Genomic DNA, 16,822 nt, shown 5'->3' on the forward strand with positions numbered 1-16,822 from the left:
CCGCAGCACGAAAGGAATGGAATGCTCCGCAGACTTTACGACTGGACCATGTCACTCGCCGCCCGCAGATCGGCCGAAGTCTGGCTCGCCGTTATCGCCTTCGTCGAAAGCTCCGTCTTTCTCGTCCCGGCCGATGTCCTTTTTCTTCCCATGGCACTCGCCAAGCCCGAGCGTTCATATCGATATGCGATCGTTGCCACGGCCGCCTCGGTTCTCGGCGGCATCGCCGGCTGGGCGCTCGGCTTCTATGCCTACGAGACCGTGGCGCGGCCGGTGCTGGAATTCTACGGAAAGCTCGATGCCTTCGAGCAGATGAAATCTTACGTCACTTACGAGACGATCCTGCTTTTGCTGGTGACGTCGGGACTGGCGCACCTGCCGCCGATCAAAATCGTGACGATCCTGTCCGGGGTGATTCACGTCAACATATGGCTGTTCGTCATCTCGGCGATCGTTGCCCGCGGCGCGCGCTTCCTATTCCTTGCCTGGCTGCTTCGCCGCTACGGCGAGCCGATTCGCCATTTCATTGAAAAGCGCTTGGGGCATATTGTCAGCATCGGTGCAGTGGTCGCCATCGTGCTTTATATTGTCTATCGCTACCTTGCCCACTGAGCCAAGCTCGCGGAGTTCCGCCATGACTGCCATTGCCTCGCCTCTTTCCCGCCCGGTCGTTCTCTATTCGCTGCTGCTGGCCCTCGGCATGGCGGTGGTCGTCGGAACTGCACTCGGCTTCCAGTATATCGGCGGCTACATTCCCTGTGCGCTCTGCCTGCTGCAGCGCGAGCCCTATTACTACGGCATTCCGATCGCGATCCTCGGCGCGCTCGCATCGTTTTTCGGTCTGCCGAACTGGGTCGCCCGTGCCCTGCTTCTGGCGGCAGGTATGCTGATGGTGGTCGGTGCCGGCATGGGTGTCTATCACGCGGGCGTCGAATGGCATTTCTGGGCAGGGCCAGCGACCTGCTCGACGAGTGCAGGCGCCATGACGCAGAATGCCGGCGACCTGCTGACGGAACTCAACACAATTACCGGCCCCTCCTGCACCGATGCGGCGCTGCGCGTTCTCGGTCTTTCCTTTGCGGGCTGGAATGTGATTGCGAGCCTGATCCTTGCCGCTTTCGCTTTCGTCGGCGTCCGCAAATCGGCATAAGGAAATAGCGGCAATCAGGGCTGCAGTTCGGTATCCCAGTAGAGATAGTCGAGCCAGCTGTCGTGCAGATAGTTCGGCGGAAAGAGCCGGCCGTTGTTGTGCAGGTCCTGCACGGTCGGCTGATACGGCTTCTGCGAGGGGAACATGCCTGCCTGCTTCGGCAGCTTGCTGCCCTTTTTGAGATTGCAGGGAGAGCAGGCCGCCACGACATTTTGCCAGGTCGTCTCGCCGCCATGGGCGCGCGGGACGACGTGGTCGAAGGTCAGATCGTCATGCTCGCCGCAATACTGACATTCGAATTTGTCGCGGAGAAAGACATTGAACCGGGTAAAGGCCGGGTTCCGCGAAGGCTGAACGTAGGTCTTGAGGCAGACGACACTCGGAAGCCGCATCGAGAAGCTCGGCGAAGAAACCGAATGTTCGTATTCCGCAATGATATTCACACGGTCAAGGAAAACCGCCTTGATCGCGTCCTGCCAGGACCAGAGCGACAAGGGATAATAACTCAAAGGCCGGTAGTCAGCGTTCAGGACGAGCGCCGGCAGGGCCTGGGGGGAGACTGCAATCGTCAAGGTACTCTCCTGAGCGATTCGGCATCTGCATCCTTATATTAGGCCGGTTGTGACAGCCTTGTGAAGCCCAATAAATTCAGTCAATAACGGCAATTCGATGAGCGTTGCCCATCAGCCGACCGGCAGGAGCCCGCGACCCAGTTTCTGAGCATAGTAAGCCCAGAAAAGCCTTGCTGCGACCGATCTCCAGGGAGACCAGACCATGGCAAGCGAGGCGAGCACTTTCGCGTGCGGACGCTGTGCGAGACCAAAGGCAGCAGCGACGGCGTTCTGCAGTGCGACGTCTCCTGACGGGAAGACATCGGCGTGCCCGCCGCAAAACATCAGATAGACTTCCGCGGTCCATGGCCCAACGCCCTTCAACGCCGTCAACTCGGCAAGCGCCTCCGCCGGCGGCCTCGAGGAAAGCAGAGCGAGATCAAGGCGGCCCGATACGACTGCTTCGGCGATGCCCGACAGTGTCGTCGCCTTGGCACGCGACAGACCGAATTCCCGCCAGGCATCCGGTCGCAGTGCGACATAGCGTTCGGCCGTCAGCACTCCTTCTTCAGCAAGCGACATGCGCCGCCAAATAGCATCGGCGCTTGCGCGCGAAACCATCTGCGAAACAATGATATGGGCAAGGCCAGCAAAACCCGGCTCGTGAAGGCGCAGCGGGATCGGACCCGCCTCCTTCGCAATATCGGCGAGCCGCGGGTCGAGGCGAAACAAATGCTTCAGTCCCTCGCGGATATCCTCTTCGCTTCGAATGATCTGCACGTTGCCTCGCGATGGTTTCGAATTCGTGGCAGAAGAAAGCATGACCACGACTCAGCGTCAAAAGCCCATTTTCCGTTTTGCGCCCAGTCCCAACGGCCCGCTGCATCTCGGCCACGCGCTTTCGGCCTTCCTCAACCAGGATATGGCCGCAGCAATGGACGGACGCCTGCTGCTGCGCATCGAAGACATCGACCAGACACGTTGTACACCCGAATTCGAAGCAGGCATCTATGCCGATCTCGAATGGCTGGGAATCGACTGGGAGAAGCCCGTCCGGCGACAATCCGACCATTTCGCGGAATATCAGACAGCATTGCATGGTCTGATCGAGCGCGGATTGGTCTATCCTTCGTTTCTGACGCGCGGCGAGGTGAAAGCCAGAGTGTCCGCTTCCGAAGCCGGCGGTAACGCTTGGCCGCGCGATCCGGACGGTTCGCCGCACTATCCTTCCGACGATCGCGACCGAAGTGAAGGCGAGCGGCGCAAGATGCTTGCTTCAGGCCTGAAACACGCTTGGCGTCTGGACATGGGGCGGGCACTGCAGGGTGCCGATCGTGTTTTATCCTGGAGCGAGACCGGCGACGGCGAGACCGGGGGGATTGCCGCCGATCCATCGGTGTGGGGGGACGTCGTTCTTTCGCGCTCGGATGCCCCCTCAAGCTACCACCTTTCGGTGGTTATCGACGATGCGCTGCAGGCCGTCACTCATATCGTGCGCGGGCTCGACCTCTTTCACGCAACATCGGTCCACCGGCTGCTGCAGGTGCTGCTCGACCTGCCTCAGCCGGTCTACCACCATCATCGGCTGGTGACGGATGCAAAGGGACGCAAGCTCTCGAAAAGCGATGGCGATACCGGGCTTGCGGATTTGCGTGGCAAGGGGCTATCGGCGGCCGATATCCGGAATCTTGTCGGTCTTTGAAAGCTTGCTGCCCTGCCCGCTCAAAAAATTGCGGGCGAAGATGGCGCGCACCCGAAATTTCATCAGTGCCGCATTGATTTCCGCGCCAATGATGAAGATCACGCCGACCATGTAGAGGAAGATCAGCACGACCATCACCGATGCCAGACCCGCATAGGTCGCTGTGTAATTCGCGAAGGTGGCGAGGTAAAAGGCGAAGATCAGCGCGCCCGCGAGCCAGAGAAGCAGTGTCAGCAAAACCCCAGGGATAACGTCGTAAACCCGCCTGCGGCCGGCAGGCAGCCAGAGGTGAACGACGAGCAGACCGACCGTCAGCACGAAAAGCGTTCCGTAGATTCGCCAGCTGAAAACGATTTCGAGCGTATCGGCAAAGAGTGGAAGCCACTGCCGCGCGTAATCGAGAGCGAGCGGCACGGCGACGAGCAGGATGCTGATGGCGGCAAAAATGATCACCGCGATCAGCACGTAACCGAGGCTGGCCAGGCGCGTGAAATACCAAGGCCTCGTCTCCTGTACGCGATAGGCGCGGTTGAGCGATATGCGCAGCGCCTCGACACCGTTCGAGGCGAAATAGGCGGCCGCCAGCACCGAGACCGTCAGCAGTCCGCCGCGCGGAATCGTCAGCACCTGCAGCACCTGGTCGGCCACAGGTTTGGCGATCGCTTCCGGCCAGGTATCGAAAATGAGATGAACGGCCGTGGAGGAGAACTGGTCGGCTCCGAGGAAGTTTGCGAGCGTCGTGCCGAAGATCAAAAAAGGAAAAACCGCCAGCAGGATCGACAATGCGACATGGCTCGCCATCGCGAAACCGTCATCCTCGATTAGGTGGCAGATCGCGTCGTATGCCACATCATAGAGCGTACGCACTATCTTCGGCATTCCACCCCCGGGCTTCGTCATTGTATCGTCGGTTCGAATATGGGAAACGAGTCGCAATTTGTACAGGAATCATTCCATGGCGGAGCAGCGCACCATCATCGTGACCGGATGCTCATCCGGCATCGGTGCCTATTGCGCGCGAGCCCTGAAGACCGACGGCTGGCGCGTCTTTGCAGCGGTCAGAAAACACGCCGACCTCGGACCGCTGCAGGAGGAGGGCATCGAAGCCTTCCTGATGGACTATACGCGGTCGGATACGATCACTGATTTCGTTCGCGATGTAGCAGAGGCAAGCGGCGGGCGCATCGACGCAGTTTTCAACAACGGCGCCTACGGCCAGCCCGGCGCGGTCGAGGATTTAACGACCGACGTGCTGCGTGCGCAGTTCGAAACGAATTTCTTCGGCTGGCATGAATTGACACGGCAAATACTGCCGCTGATGCGAAGGCGCGGCTCGGGCCGCATCGTACAATGCTCGTCCATTCTCGGCGTCGTGCCCTATCGTTTTCGCGGCGCCTACACCGCTTCGAAGTTTGCGCTCGAGGGGCTGAGCATCACGCTGCGCATGGAACTTCAGGGCAGCGGCATCCACGTGTGCCTGATCGAACCAGGTCCGATTGCCTCGCGCTTTACCGCCAACGCGCTCGCGAAGTTCAAAGAACATGTCGACATCCGCAATTCCGTGCATGCGGCAGATTACCGCCGACAGCTCGCGCGTCTTGACGGGACTGGCCCGAAGAATCGACATAAGCTTCAACCCGACGCCGTCTATACTGTGTTGAAACACGCATTGAACTCGAACAATCCGAAGCCACATTATCCTGTAACGACACCGGCAAAACAGGGCATGTTCCTGAAGAGGCTGATTCCGGCGGACCTTTTTTATCGCCTGATGCGCTGGACCGATTAATCAAGAAAGCCGACTTCCATGTCCACGGCCACTTATATTCTCGCGATCATCATCATGGGCCTCGTCGCGATCGTGTTGGTCCGCGGCCTCTTCAACATGATGAAGGGCGGCGACGCGAACACTTCCAACAAGCTGATGCAGCTCCGCGTATTGCTGCAGGCGATCGCTGTGATCCTGATCATGCTGACGCTCTGGCTGACAGGCGGTGGCCGCCCTAGTTAACGCCGGGAAGAGAGGGGATATCATGGTAACACTCAACAAGATCTATACGAAGACCGGCGACGACGGCACGACTGCGCTCGTTTGCGGACCGCGCCGTCTCAAATACGACCTGCGCGTGGAAGCCTATGGCACGATCGACGAGGTCAACTCCGCAATCGGCGTCGCAAGACTGCACATGCAGGGCATGCCGGTTCTCGAAAGAATGCTGACGCTGATCCAGAACGACCTTTTCGACCTCGGCGCTGACCTTGCGACACCCGACGACGGCAAGCCGCCGGCGCACGAGCCGTTGCGCATCATCGATACGCAGGTGGCGCGGATCGAGAGCGAGATCGATGAACTGAATGCCGATCTGCAACCCTTGAAATCCTTCGTTCTGCCCGGCGGTCATTCGGCAGCTGCCTATCTTCATTTAGCGCGCACAATCGCGCGCCGCGCAGAAAGGCTGATGGTGGAACTCGCCCGCACGGAGGGCGAAATCGTCAGCGGAGCGGCCCTGAAATATGTTAACCGGCTTTCGGACTTCCTCTTCGTTGCCGCGCGCCACGCGAATGACCGCGGCAACGCGGATGTGCTTTGGGTTCCTGGAAAAAACAGATAGGCTTCTCGCGGTCACGATAGCCAGGGGCAGGCTTTATGTTCATACCGCTGCACGACGCCAATACGCTGAAACACATCAAGGTCCAGTGGGTGACGCTGGGCTTGATCGGCATGAATATCGCCGTCTGGCTTTTCACCGGCTTCTTCGCTCCGGAACAGACGGCTCAGGCGACATCGGTCGGCCTGGGCTACATACCGGCGGTCTCCTTTGACTATGCAACACTTGCACCCGGCCTCGCGATTGTTCCGGAGCCGCTGACCTACATCACCCATGCCTTTGTGCATGCCGGCTTCTGGCACCTCGTTTCCAACATGATCTTCCTCTGGGTCTTCGGCGATAATGTCGAGGATGCCATGGGGCATCTCCGCTTCCTGATCTTTTATCTCGTTTGCGCCGCCTTCGGCGCGCTTTGCCATGGCCTGCTCGTGTCGGAATCGCAGGCGCCGCTGGTCGGCGCCTCAGGTGCGATCTCAGGGGTGGTTGCTGCCTATGTCGTCCTTCACCCGCGCGTGAAAATCTGGGTGCTGGTCTTCTTCCGCGTTCCGTTGCCGCTTCCTGCCTTCGTGCCGCTGCTGCTTTGGATCGGCCAGCAGTTCTTCATGCTGCTTGTCGATCCGGACGGCAATGTGTCCTGGGGCGCCCATGCCGGCGGCATCGTCGCCGGCGCCGTTCTAGTCTTCTTCATGCGCCGCAAGGGTGTGCCGCTGTTCGACCGCGAGATCGTCACGCCCCGCGCCGTTTTCAGCACGCCGGCTGTGAGGCGGGCGGTCGTCGCCGCTGACGACGGGGCGCCTGGACACTGAAAAGAAATATCGCGCCGCCTCGATTATTGACGTAAACGTAAACGTCATATATTTGCAGACGCAATTTGTCTGTCTGCGACCGGCAAGCGTTGTATTTGGAGGAAAAACGCGTATCCATGTCGCCATTCGACAATCGGAGCGACGCCGAAGCGCGCATTTTCTTGGCGAAAGAGTTGAAGGAAGGACCCCATGAAAATTCTCGTCCCCGTGAAGCGGGTGGTTGATTACAATGTGAAGATCCGCGTCAAGCCGGATGGCACGGGCGTCGAGCTTGCCAACGTCAAGATGTCGATGAACCCGTTCGACGAGATCTCGGTGGAAGAGGCGCTGCGGCTGAAGGAAGCCGGCAAGGCTGCGGAAGTGGTCGTCGTGTCGATCGGTCCGGCCAAGGCCGAAGAGACGCTGAGGACGGCGCTCGCCATGGGTGCCGATCGCGCCATCCTGGTCGAGACCGACGAGACGCTCGAGCCGCTTGCCGTGGCCAAGATCCTCAAGGGCGTGGCAGACGCCGAACAGCCGGGTCTGATCATCGTCGGCAAGCAGGCGATCGACGACGACAGCAACCAGACCGGCCAGATGCTCGCCGCGCTCTTGGGCTCTGCCCAGGCAACCTTCGCCTCGAAGATCGAGATTACCGACGGTAAAGCGACCGTCACCCGCGAAGTCGATGGTGGCCTGCAGACGATCGACATCAAGCTGCCGGCCGTCGTCACCACCGACCTGCGCTTGAACGAACCACGCTATGCTTCACTGCCGAACATCATGAAGGCGAAGAAGAAGCCGCTCGACAGACAAGCGCCTTCCGACTTCGGCGTTTCCACCGCTCCGCGGCTGAAGGTGCTGAAGACCGAAGAGCCAAGTGGCCGCAAGGCGGGCGTCAAGGTCAAGTCGGTCGCCGAGCTCGTCGAGAAACTCAAGAACGAAGCCGGCGTCCTCTAAGGCGAGAAAGGAAATACGACCATGGCCATTCTGCTTCTGGCTGACCACGACAATGCAAGCCTTTCCGACCAGACCGCCAAGGCGCTGACCGCTGCTCGCCAGATCGGCGGCGATGTCACCGTGCTGGTTGCCGGCAAGGGTGCCAAGGCTGCCGCCGATGCCGCTGCCAAGCTTTCCGGCGTTTCCAAGGTGCTGCTGGCCGAAAGCGACACGCTTGCCAACAATCTGGCCGAGCCGCTGGCCGACCTGATCGTTTCGCTCGCCGGCAGCTACGACACGATCATTGCGGCTGCGACCTCGACCGGCAAGAACGTCGCTCCGCGCGTTGCCGCCCTTCTCGACGTGGCGCAGGTGTCGGAAATCATCGAAGTCGTCGCGCCCGACACCTTCAAGCGGCCGATCTATGCCGGCAACGCCATCCAGACGGTGCAGGCAACCGACGCCAGACAAGTCATCACCGTGCGCACCGCCTCCTTCGCTGTTGCCGAGACCAGCGGTTCGGCTCCGGTCGAGGCAATCCCGGCCGTTTCCGATCCGGGTCTTTCGACCTTCGTCAAGGACGCGCTGTCGGCTTCCGACCGCCCGGAGCTGACGTCGGCAAAGATCATCATCTCCGGCGGCCGCGCACTCGGCTCGGCCGAGAAGTTCAAGGAAGTCATCCTGCCGCTCGCCGACAAGCTGGGTGCCGCCGTCGGCGCAAGCCGTGCGGCCGTCGATGCCGGCTATGCGCCGAACGACTGGCAGGTCGGCCAGACCGGCAAGGTCGTCGCCCCTGAACTCTACATCGCCTGCGGCATTTCCGGTGCCATCCAGCACCTTGCCGGCATGAAGGACTCGAAGGTCATCGTCGCCATCAACAAGGACGAGGAGGCCCCGATCTTCCAGGTCGCAGACTACGGCCTCGTCGCCGATCTCTTCGAGGCCCTGCCGGAACTGCAGAAAGCTCTTTAAACGGGCAGAATGCCAGCTTTTCGCACTTGCGAATGACTGGAAAATTATCTCTTATGGGGCTACTACTGCTGCCGGGCGATCATTTTGCCCGGCAGTTTCATTAGAAGAAAAATACGGGCGGAGCGGGCGGCTGCCACGGGGATTTGGAGATGAGTGCGGTGTTGAAAACGATCGGTATTGTCGGCGCGGGCCAGATGGGCTGCGGCATCGCCCATGTTTCAGCAGCTGCGGGCTATAAGGTCCAGCTCTACGACCTGACGCAGGAGCGCATCGAATCCGGTCTCGCGACCATCAATGGCAACCTTGCCCGGCAGGTAACGAGCGGCAAGATGACGGATGAGGAGCGCAAAGCAACTCTTTCCCGCATCTCCGGCTCCGCCAACCTCAATGACCTTGCTCCCTCCGACCTCGTTATCGAGGCGGCAACCGAAGAGGAAGCGGTAAAACGCAAGATCTATGCGCAGGTCTGTCCAGTGCTGAAGCCGGGCGCGCTGCTTGCGACGAACACGTCCTCGCTCTCCATTACCCGCCTGGCATCGGCAACGGACCGGCCTGAGCACTTCATGGGCATTCATTTCATGAACCCCGTCCCGGTGATGAAACTGGTGGAACTGGTACGCGGCATCGCAACGGACGAGGTTACGTTTTCGACCGCAAAGGAATTTGTCGCCTCGCTGGAAAAGACCGTCACGGTAGCTGAGGATTTTCCGGCCTTCATCGTCAACCGCATCCTGCTGCCGATGATCAATGAGGCGATCTACACGCTCTACGAAGGCGTCGGCACTGTCGATGCCATCGACACGGCGATGAAGCTCGGCGCCAACCACCCGATGGGCCCGCTTCAGCTTGCCGATTTCATCGGCCTCGACACCTGCCTCTCGATCATGCAGGTGCTGCACGACGGCCTAGCCGATTCCAAGTACCGCCCCTGCCCGCTGCTGGTAAAGTATGTCGAAGCCGGCTGGCTCGGCCGCAAGTCCGGCCGCGGCTTCTACGATTATCGCGGCGACACGCCCGTCCCGACGCGGTAGCGCTAAGACCCTGTTGCACCCTGGATCAGCGCCTTTGCATCGCCGCTATCCCATGCGGCAGGGCCGTTCATCGCCGAAACCAGGCACCCTTTGTCGTCGATGAGCAGCGTCACCGGCAGGCCGAAAGCAACCCCCTCTTTCTTCAGGCTGTTGAAGACGCCGATCGTATTGTCGCGATAGAACTGCAGGGAATCGACGCCGATTTCGCTTAGGAAAGCCTTCGGTTTCTCTTCATCTCCAGTGTCGATATTGACCGCGACGACCTGGAATTTGTCACTGCCCATCTCCTTCTCCAGCGCGTTCAGCGCCGGCATTTCCTCGCGGCAGGGCACGCACCATGTGGCCCAGAGATTGAGAAGCACGGTCTTGCCCGCGAAATTCTCGAGCGTCACCGGATTGCCGTCCGGACCGTTGAAGGCGACGGACGTGAGCTTTCGTGGCGCGTTGACAGCAACCATCGCCGCCACCGCGCCTTTGGCGAGCGGCGTAATCTTCTGGACGAGATCCTTGGCCGCGGTGCATTCGGCAGAGGCCGTTTCACCGCCGGCATTGCCATAACCGGCCTCCTTAATGTAAACCGCTGCCGCACCGGCAATTACGCCTGCGACGGCGGCTACCGCGATCAATTTCAAGGATGGCAGCCCGAACAGCTTTCTTGTCGTCATTTCATTCTCCAGGGCATGCACCCTTAAGACAGGCATCTTTCATGGCCGACGGCACAAAGGACACCAAATCCTCCAACCAGATGTGGGGCGGACGTTTCGCATCCGGCCCCGACGCGATCATGGAGGAGATAAATGCCTCGATCGGTTTCGACAAGAAGCTCTTTGCCCAGGACATCCGTGGATCGATCGCCCACGCGACGATGCTTGCCCATCAGGGCATCATTTCCGTGGACGATAAGGACAAGATCGTTCACGGACTAAGCACGATCCTGTCAGAAATCGAAAGCGGCAATTTCGAATTCTCCCGCCAGCTCGAAGATATTCACATGAATATCGAAGCCCGCCTTGCCGCGCTGATCGGCCAGGCCGCCGGCCGCCTGCACACCGCCCGTTCACGCAATGACCAGGTAGCGCTCGACTTCCGCCTCTGGGTGAAGGAAGAGCTGCAGAAGACTGAAGCGATGCTGACGAACCTCATCGCAGCCTTCCTCGACCGCGCTGAAGAACATGCCGAAAGCGTCATGCCGGGCTTTACGCACCTGCAGACCGCTCAGCCCGTCACCTTCGGCCACCATTGCATGGCCTATGTCGAAATGTTCGGCCGCGACCGTTCGCGCGTACGCCACGCCATCGAGCATCTGGACGAAAGCCCCATTGGCGCTGCAGCGCTGGCCGGGACCGGCTACCCGATCGACCGCCACATGACGGCAAAGGCGCTCGGCTTCCGGGAACCTACGCGCAACTCGATCGATACCGTCTCCGACCGCGACTTCGCCATCGAGTTCCTGTCGATCGCCGCGATCTGCGGCATGCATCTGTCACGCTTGGCCGAAGAGATCGTCATCTGGTCGACGCCGCAATTTGGTTTCGTGCGGCTTTCCGATGCATTTTCGACCGGCTCCTCGATCATGCCACAGAAGAAGAACCCCGACGCCGCCGAACTCGTGCGTGCCAAGACCGGCCGCATCAACGGCTCGCTGATTGCGCTGCTGACGATCATGAAGGGCCTGCCGCTCGCCTATTCCAAGGACATGCAGGAAGACAAGGAACAGGTGTTCGACGCGGCCGAGAGCCTGGAACTTGCGATCGCCGCCATGACAGGCATGGTCCGCGACATGACGGTCAATACGCAGCGCATGAAAGCCGCAGCCGGTTCCGGCTATTCGACGGCCACCGATCTCGCCGACTGGCTGGTGCGCGAGGCGGGACTTCCGTTCCGCGACGCACATCATGTGACCGGCCGTGCCGTGGCGCTTGCCGAAAGCAAGGGCTGCGACCTCGCCGAACTGCCGCTTGCCGATCTCCAGTCCATCAACCCGGCAATCACCGGCAAGGTCTACGACGTCTTGACTGTCGAGGCTTCGGTTGCAAGCCGCAAGAGTTTCGGCGGCACGGCACCCTCCGAAGTGAGGAAGCAGATCGCCTTTTGGCGGGCTCGCAACTGAGAAAACAATCAGGGTGCACAAGGCGGATAAACTTCGCTATGAAGATGTCCACCAGCGCCGCTCCAAGAGGAATCCCATGCAGACCAGCTTGCCGCACCTCATCCGCCTGACGGTTGTCTTTGCCGTCATCGGCCTTGCCGTTGCCGGATGTGGACGCAAAGGCGATCTCGATCCGCCGAGCGCGATGGCAACGAAGGAAGGCGACGTATCGAAGCCGACGAAACAGCCGGGCGCCGTCGACAGGCCATTCCTTCTCGATCCTTTGCTTTGATAGGCACGTCCCGTGAACCACTTCGAATATCGCGACGGCATCCTTTACGCCGAGAACGTCCCCGTTCCGGAGATCGCCAAGGCCGTCGGCACGCCTTTCTATTGCTATTCGACCGCAACGCTTGAGCGCCACTACCGGGTCTTCGCCGAAGCCTTCAGCGATATCGACTCCATGGTCTGCTATGCGATGAAGGCGAATTCGAACCAGGCTGTGTTGAAGACTCTCGGCAAGCTCGGCGCCGGCATCGACGTCGTGTCCGAAGGCGAATTACGCCGCGCGCTTGCTGCCGGCATCCCGGCAAGCCGCATCATGTTCTCCGGCGTCGGCAAGACGCCCCGTGAGATGGACTTCGCGCTCGAGGCCGGCATCTACTGCTTCAATGTCGAATCCGAACCGGAACTCGAAATCCTCAATCAGCGCGCGGTCAAGGCCGGCAGGAAGGCGCCGGTCTCCTTCCGCATCAATCCGGACGTCGATGCGAAGACGCATTCGAAGATCTCGACCGGCAAGAAGGAAAACAAGTTCGGCATTTCCTGGGAACGCGCTCGCGCCGTCTATGCGCAAGCCGCCAAGCTGCCCGGTATCGAAGTCACCGGCATCGACATGCATATCGGCAGCCAGATCACCGAGCTGCAGCCCTTCGACGATGCCTTCAAGCTGTTGCGCGAACTGGTCGACACCCTGCGTGCCGACGGCCACGACATCCACCATGTCGATATTGGCGGCGGCCTCGGCATTCCTTACAAGGAAGACAACGAGCCGCCGCCGCTGCCGGATGCCTACGCGGCCATCGTCAAGAACCAGCTCCGCGGGCTGAACTGCAAGATCGTGACTGAACCGGGCCGCCTGATCGTCGGCAACGCCGGCATTCTCGTTACCGAAGTTATCTATGTAAAGGACGGTGGCGAAAAGACCTTCGTCATTGTCGATGCGGCAATGAACGATCTGATCCGCCCGACGCTTTACGACGCCTGGCACGAAATCCGGCCGGTCGTGATCTCGGCGGCAAATGCTCCGCGCATCAAGGCCGATATCGTGGGGCCGGTTTGCGAGACCGGGGACTATCTGGCGCTCGATCGAGAGATGGCGATGCCGAAGCCGGGCGATCTCTTTGCGGTCAGTTCCGGCGGCGCCTATGGCGCAGTGCAGGCAGGCACCTACAACAGCCGCCTGCTGGTGCCAGAAGTTCTGGTGAAGGGTGCCGATTTCCATGTAATTCGGCCTCGCCGAACCTATGAAGAACTGATCGGCCTCGACTCCGTACCTGCCTGGATCGAGTGACAGCCTCATCACTTTTTGGCGAATAGAGGTGAAAAAACGGCTTTGCCGACCGCCTGCCCTCGCCTTCGCCACAAAGAGTGTTATCTTTTCTTCATGCGAGCATATTGCCTAGCAAGCGCCGGAAGCGCCCTCCATTACTCCAGCATCAAATGGCGGAGACCGGATTGACGAACAGCCCCCGCAGGCAAAGACATGGCACGTATGCCCTTCGGCCCTCTCTCGCGAGGCTCGTAGCGGTAAAGCGGTTCTTTGCGCGCCTGGTACTTGTATCCGAGCAGGTCCTGCCACCGCTTGTCCCGGTTCTTTCCGTCGTTGCCTTCTATCTGGCAGCGTCCTGGTTCGGCCTCTTCCGCTCCGTTCCTGACTTCATGCGTGTCGGGCTGCTGATTGCCTTCGCCATCGCCTTCCTCGCCGCGCTCATCCCATTTCGCAATCTCCGCTGGCCCAATACCGCCGAAGCCGACCACCTGCTTGAGGAGCGCAACGGCCTACCGCATCAGCCGGTGACGGTGCAGGAAGATGAACCGGCCTTCGACACGCCCTTCGCAAAGGCGCTTTGGCGCGAACATCAGACGCGGATGGCGAAGACGATAGCAGCCCTCGACACTGGCTTCCCCCGCCCGGACATCGCAACCCACGACCGTTTCGCGCTGCGTGCCATCCCGGCCCTCCTTCTCGTCACGGCCTTCGGTTACTCGCTTTCGACCAACGGCGGCTCAATCACCGACGCGCTGCAGCCACCCGTCGCGCCGGCAGCGACCAATCCGGCTGTGCGTATCGACGCATGGGTCACCCCGCCCTCCTATACCAGCCGCGCTCCGGTCTATCTGACGGCAACCGGCACTGAGCAGGCGATCAACATTCCGCAGTTCTCGAACCTGACCGTTCGCGTCAGCGGCGGGCAGACGGACGAAAAGGTCGTATTCAGGAAAGAGAGCGGCGAGGTGCGGGAAATCGCAGCCGAGGCAAAGGCAAATCAGCAGCCTGGTGCTGCACCGCAGGCGAAGCCACAGACTCCTGCCACGCCAGCACTTGCCGCACAGACACATTTGATGAAGCTTGAGGAAAACGGTGCGCTGCTCGTCAATGGCCGCAGGTGGAACTTCAATGTCATTCCCGACAAGGCACCCGAGATTGCTTTCGACGGATTGCCCAAACCCAGCGTAAACGGCGCGCTGGAAATCGGCTTCACGGTAAAGGATGATTACGGCGTGCAGGAAGCGCGTGCGGAAATCCTGCCGGCCCAATCCGATCCGGAGGCAAAGCCGCTTTATCCACTCCCCGATTTCCGGCTCGACATTCCGCGCCGCAACGCGCGTGATGCCAAGGCCGTGACCAGCAAAAACCTGACCGAACACCCGCTGGCCGGAAAGCGCGTACGCGTTACGCTGGTTGCCAAGGATGCGGCCGGCCAGACCGGCCGGAGCCCGCCGCATGAAATGACGCTGCCGTCACGGCCGTTCAACGAACCGCTGGCCGCAGCCGTTGCGGAAGAACGCCAGGTTTTCGCACTCGATACCCGCAAGATGCCGGAAGCGATCGCTCTCAACGAGGCGCTGACGATCCGTCCTGAAGAAACGATTCCTAGGCTCACCAACTATCTGCTGCTGCAATCGGCGCACACGCGCATGAAGCTCGCCAAGGGCGACGAGCAGTTGAAGGATACGGCCGACTATCTCTGGGATATCGCGATCGGCATGGAGGACGGCGACCTTTCGCTTGCGGAACGCAACCTGCGCAACGCCCAGCAGAATCTCGCCGACGCGCTTCAGCGCAATGCGCCGGACCCGGAGATCAAGAAGCTCATGGACGAGCTTCGCAAGGCGATGAACGAATACATGAAGGAACTGGCTCAGCGCATGCAGAATGCGCCGATGCAGCCGAATCAGAACGCGCAGAACGTCATCCGCCAGCAGGATCTGGAGCGCATGATGGACCAGATCGAGAATCTGGCCCGTTCAGGCAACCGCGATGCCGCTCAGCAGATGCTTTCAGAATTGCAGCGCATGATGAACAACCTGCAGGCAGGCAGGCCGCAACAGGGCCAGCAACAGCAGGGCGACAACAGCCAGATGCGCCAGCAGATGGACAAGCTTGGCCAGATCCTCCGCGACCAGCAGAAGCTGATGGAGCAGACCTTCAAGCTGGACCAACAGTTGAAGGACCGTATGCAGCGCGGCGACCCGAATATGGGTATGAACGATCCGCTGCTTGACCAGATGATGCCAGGCCAGGATGGCCAGCCGCAGGATCAGCAGCAGGGGCAGAACGGCGAACAGGGGCAGTCACCGTCGGAGCAGATGACTGAGGAGCAATTGCGCGACGCGTTGAAACAGCTCCGAGCACAGCAGGATGCGCTTGGCAAGCAGCTCGGCGAACTGCAGAAGGGCCTTGGCGAGATGGGTATGAAGCCCGGCCCGGGCTTTGGTCAGGCACAGCGCGAAATGGAAGGTGCCGGGCGCGAACTCGGCCAGGGCCGCGGCGAACCGGCCCTCCAGGGCCAGGGCCGCGCGCTGGAAGCGTTGCGCCAGGGCGCCCGGGACATGATGAACCAGATGATGCAGGCGCAACAGGGCCAGCAAGGCCAAGGGCCACAAGGTCAGGTTGGCCAGGGCAACCAGAACGGCCGCGATCCGCTCGGTCGTCCGCGTCGCGCAGAGGGTCCCGATTTCGGCGAGCAAGTGAAGGTACCCGACGAAATCGACGTGCAGCGCGCACGCGAAATTCTCGATGCGATCCGCGAAAAGCTCGGCAACAACCCGCCGCAGGAGATGGAGCGGCGCTATCTGGAACGGCTGCTGGATATTCAGTAGCTGAACTTGGATCGCAATGCGCCATCCAACTCCTTGGGTGAAGACGATTCTCTTTCAAACGATGATTCGCTCACGTGCTGACGGAGCGTGGCGGGATTCCTGTCACAAGGACAGGAATGGGGAGCAGGGGAAGGTGCCGCCAACCCGTCTCACGCAGCCAGCGCCCGGGCAACCGCTTTTCGGATGTCTGGAAGTGCAAACGGCTTCGACACGACGTCGACGATCTTTTCTGCAAGGTCATCGGCCCGTTCGCGCTGCTCGGCATAGCCCGTCATCAGCAGGATTTTGAGCGCCGGAAAGGCGGATTTCGCCTGATGCGCAAGCTCGATGCCGTCCATGACCGGCATGCGGATATCCGAAAGCAGTAGATCGTAGATCCCGTCCTTCAGCTTCTCCAGTCCCTCGGCGCCATCGGCGGCTTCGTCGGTCTCATGACCGTCAAGGCGCAAGGCCCGGGCGACGAAAGAGCGAAGCGAATCTTCGTCTTCCGTGATCAGAATTTTTGCCATGATGTGCATCGCTCCGTCTTCATGCCCCGGAACGGAAATTGCACGGCGTTCCTTTTCGATCGGTAAACGAAAGAAGGCGATGGAAGGGATGGTTAACAA

General features: G+C 60.5%; 19 protein-coding genes. 14 read left to right on the forward strand and 5 right to left on the reverse strand.

Features of this window, described 5'->3' with window-relative positions; genetic code table 11:
* Window positions 1–21: 21 nt before the first annotated feature.
* Window positions 22–612 (forward strand): YqaA family protein, encoded by a 591-nt coding sequence (locus QA644_RS17415; protein WP_074069827.1) that lies wholly within the window; start codon window positions 22–24, stop codon window positions 610–612.
* Window positions 613–634: 22 nt separating this feature from the next.
* Window positions 635–1,150, forward strand: coding sequence for a disulfide bond formation protein B (locus QA644_RS17420; protein ID WP_074069828.1), 516 nt, complete (start codon window positions 635–637; stop codon window positions 1,148–1,150).
* 14 nt (window positions 1,151–1,164) lie between these two features.
* Here QA644_RS17420 and QA644_RS17425 read toward each other — a convergent pair whose 3' ends face one another.
* Together QA644_RS17425 and QA644_RS17430 are read right to left on the reverse strand one after the other, a co-directional pair.
* A complete protein-coding gene (locus tag QA644_RS17425; RefSeq protein WP_074069829.1) occupies window positions 1,165–1,722 on the reverse strand; it encodes an HNH endonuclease in 558 nt (185 codons plus the stop codon).
* A gap of 111 nt (window positions 1,723–1,833) precedes the next feature.
* A complete protein-coding gene (locus QA644_RS17430) occupies window positions 1,834–2,523 on the reverse strand; it encodes a DNA-3-methyladenine glycosylase (protein ID WP_074069830.1) in 690 nt (229 codons plus the stop codon).
* Between QA644_RS17430 and gluQRS the strand changes: the two genes are divergently transcribed.
* On the forward strand, window positions 2,522–3,403 hold the full coding sequence (gene gluQRS / locus QA644_RS17435) for a tRNA glutamyl-Q(34) synthetase GluQRS (protein WP_283069737.1): 882 nt from the start codon (window positions 2,522–2,524) through the stop codon (window positions 3,401–3,403). The two genes, QA644_RS17430 and gluQRS, sit on opposite strands and share 2 nt — an antisense overlap.
* On the opposite strand, the gene QA644_RS17440 is transcribed toward gluQRS, so the two are convergent.
* Window positions 3,365–4,282, reverse strand: a complete 918-nt coding sequence (locus tag QA644_RS17440; protein WP_283069738.1) for a YihY/virulence factor BrkB family protein — start codon at window positions 4,280–4,282, stop codon at window positions 3,365–3,367. The two genes, gluQRS and QA644_RS17440, sit on opposite strands and share 39 nt — an antisense overlap.
* Before the next feature lie 76 nt (window positions 4,283–4,358).
* Between QA644_RS17440 and QA644_RS17445 the strand changes: the two genes are divergently transcribed.
* The 7 genes from QA644_RS17445 to QA644_RS17475 all read left to right on the forward strand — a co-directional run bounded on the left by QA644_RS17445 (window position 4,359) and on the right by QA644_RS17475 (window position 9,739).
* Window positions 4,359–5,192, forward strand: coding sequence for an SDR family oxidoreductase (locus tag QA644_RS17445; RefSeq protein WP_194728323.1), 834 nt, complete (start codon window positions 4,359–4,361; stop codon window positions 5,190–5,192).
* An 18-nt stretch (window positions 5,193–5,210) separates the two neighbouring features.
* Window positions 5,211–5,414 carry a twin transmembrane helix small protein gene (locus tag QA644_RS17450; RefSeq protein ID WP_074069833.1) on the forward strand — a complete coding sequence of 68 codons (204 nt, stop codon included), beginning with the start codon at window positions 5,211–5,213 and terminating at the stop codon, window positions 5,412–5,414.
* Window positions 5,415–5,436: 22 nt separating this feature from the next.
* Window positions 5,437–6,015 (forward strand): cob(I)yrinic acid a,c-diamide adenosyltransferase, encoded by a 579-nt coding sequence (locus tag QA644_RS17455; protein WP_183930785.1) that lies wholly within the window; start codon window positions 5,437–5,439, stop codon window positions 6,013–6,015.
* A 35-nt stretch (window positions 6,016–6,050) separates the two neighbouring features.
* On the forward strand, window positions 6,051–6,818 hold the full coding sequence (locus QA644_RS17460; protein ID WP_239596690.1) for a rhomboid family intramembrane serine protease: 768 nt from the start codon (window positions 6,051–6,053) through the stop codon (window positions 6,816–6,818).
* A gap of 189 nt (window positions 6,819–7,007) precedes the next feature.
* Window positions 7,008–7,757, forward strand: a complete 750-nt coding sequence (locus tag QA644_RS17465) for an electron transfer flavoprotein subunit beta/FixA family protein (protein WP_074069837.1) — start codon at window positions 7,008–7,010, stop codon at window positions 7,755–7,757.
* Between the two features lie 21 nt (window positions 7,758–7,778).
* Complete coding sequence (locus QA644_RS17470) at window positions 7,779–8,708, forward strand: electron transfer flavoprotein subunit alpha/FixB family protein (protein ID WP_283069743.1); 930 nt, start codon at window positions 7,779–7,781, stop codon at window positions 8,706–8,708.
* 149 nt (window positions 8,709–8,857) lie between these two features.
* Window positions 8,858–9,739, forward strand: a complete 882-nt coding sequence (locus QA644_RS17475; RefSeq protein WP_074069839.1) for a 3-hydroxybutyryl-CoA dehydrogenase — start codon at window positions 8,858–8,860, stop codon at window positions 9,737–9,739.
* Between the two features lie 2 nt (window positions 9,740–9,741).
* Here the strand turns inward: QA644_RS17475 and QA644_RS17480 are convergent, their stop codons facing one another.
* Window positions 9,742–10,404: a TlpA disulfide reductase family protein gene (locus tag QA644_RS17480; protein WP_074069840.1), complete on the reverse strand. Its 663-nt coding sequence runs from the start codon at window positions 10,402–10,404 to the stop codon at window positions 9,742–9,744.
* A gap of 41 nt (window positions 10,405–10,445) precedes the next feature.
* On the opposite strand from QA644_RS17480, the gene argH reads away from it, so the two are divergent.
* The 4 genes from argH (at window position 10,446) to QA644_RS17500 (ending at window position 16,214) form a co-directional block, all read left to right on the forward strand.
* Window positions 10,446–11,849 carry an argininosuccinate lyase gene (gene argH, locus QA644_RS17485; protein WP_074069841.1) on the forward strand — a complete coding sequence of 468 codons (1,404 nt, stop codon included), beginning with the start codon at window positions 10,446–10,448 and terminating at the stop codon, window positions 11,847–11,849.
* A 76-nt stretch (window positions 11,850–11,925) separates the two neighbouring features.
* Window positions 11,926–12,120, forward strand: a complete 195-nt coding sequence (locus tag QA644_RS17490) for a lipoprotein (protein ID WP_074070451.1) — start codon at window positions 11,926–11,928, stop codon at window positions 12,118–12,120.
* Between the two features lie 12 nt (window positions 12,121–12,132).
* A complete protein-coding gene (gene lysA, locus QA644_RS17495; RefSeq protein WP_074069842.1) occupies window positions 12,133–13,401 on the forward strand; it encodes a diaminopimelate decarboxylase in 1,269 nt (422 codons plus the stop codon).
* A gap of 149 nt (window positions 13,402–13,550) precedes the next feature.
* Window positions 13,551–16,214, forward strand: a complete 2,664-nt coding sequence (locus QA644_RS17500) for a TIGR02302 family protein (protein ID WP_283069746.1) — start codon at window positions 13,551–13,553, stop codon at window positions 16,212–16,214.
* 149 nt (window positions 16,215–16,363) lie between these two features.
* On the opposite strand, the gene QA644_RS17505 is transcribed toward QA644_RS17500, so the two are convergent.
* Entirely contained in the window at window positions 16,364–16,723 is a 360-nt protein-coding gene (locus tag QA644_RS17505; protein WP_028740102.1) for a response regulator, read from the reverse strand.
* Window positions 16,724–16,822: the final 99 nt, after the last annotated feature.

This window comes from Rhizobium sp. CC1099 (assembly GCF_029714385.1).
Taxonomy (GTDB): domain Bacteria; phylum Pseudomonadota; class Alphaproteobacteria; order Rhizobiales; family Rhizobiaceae; genus Rhizobium.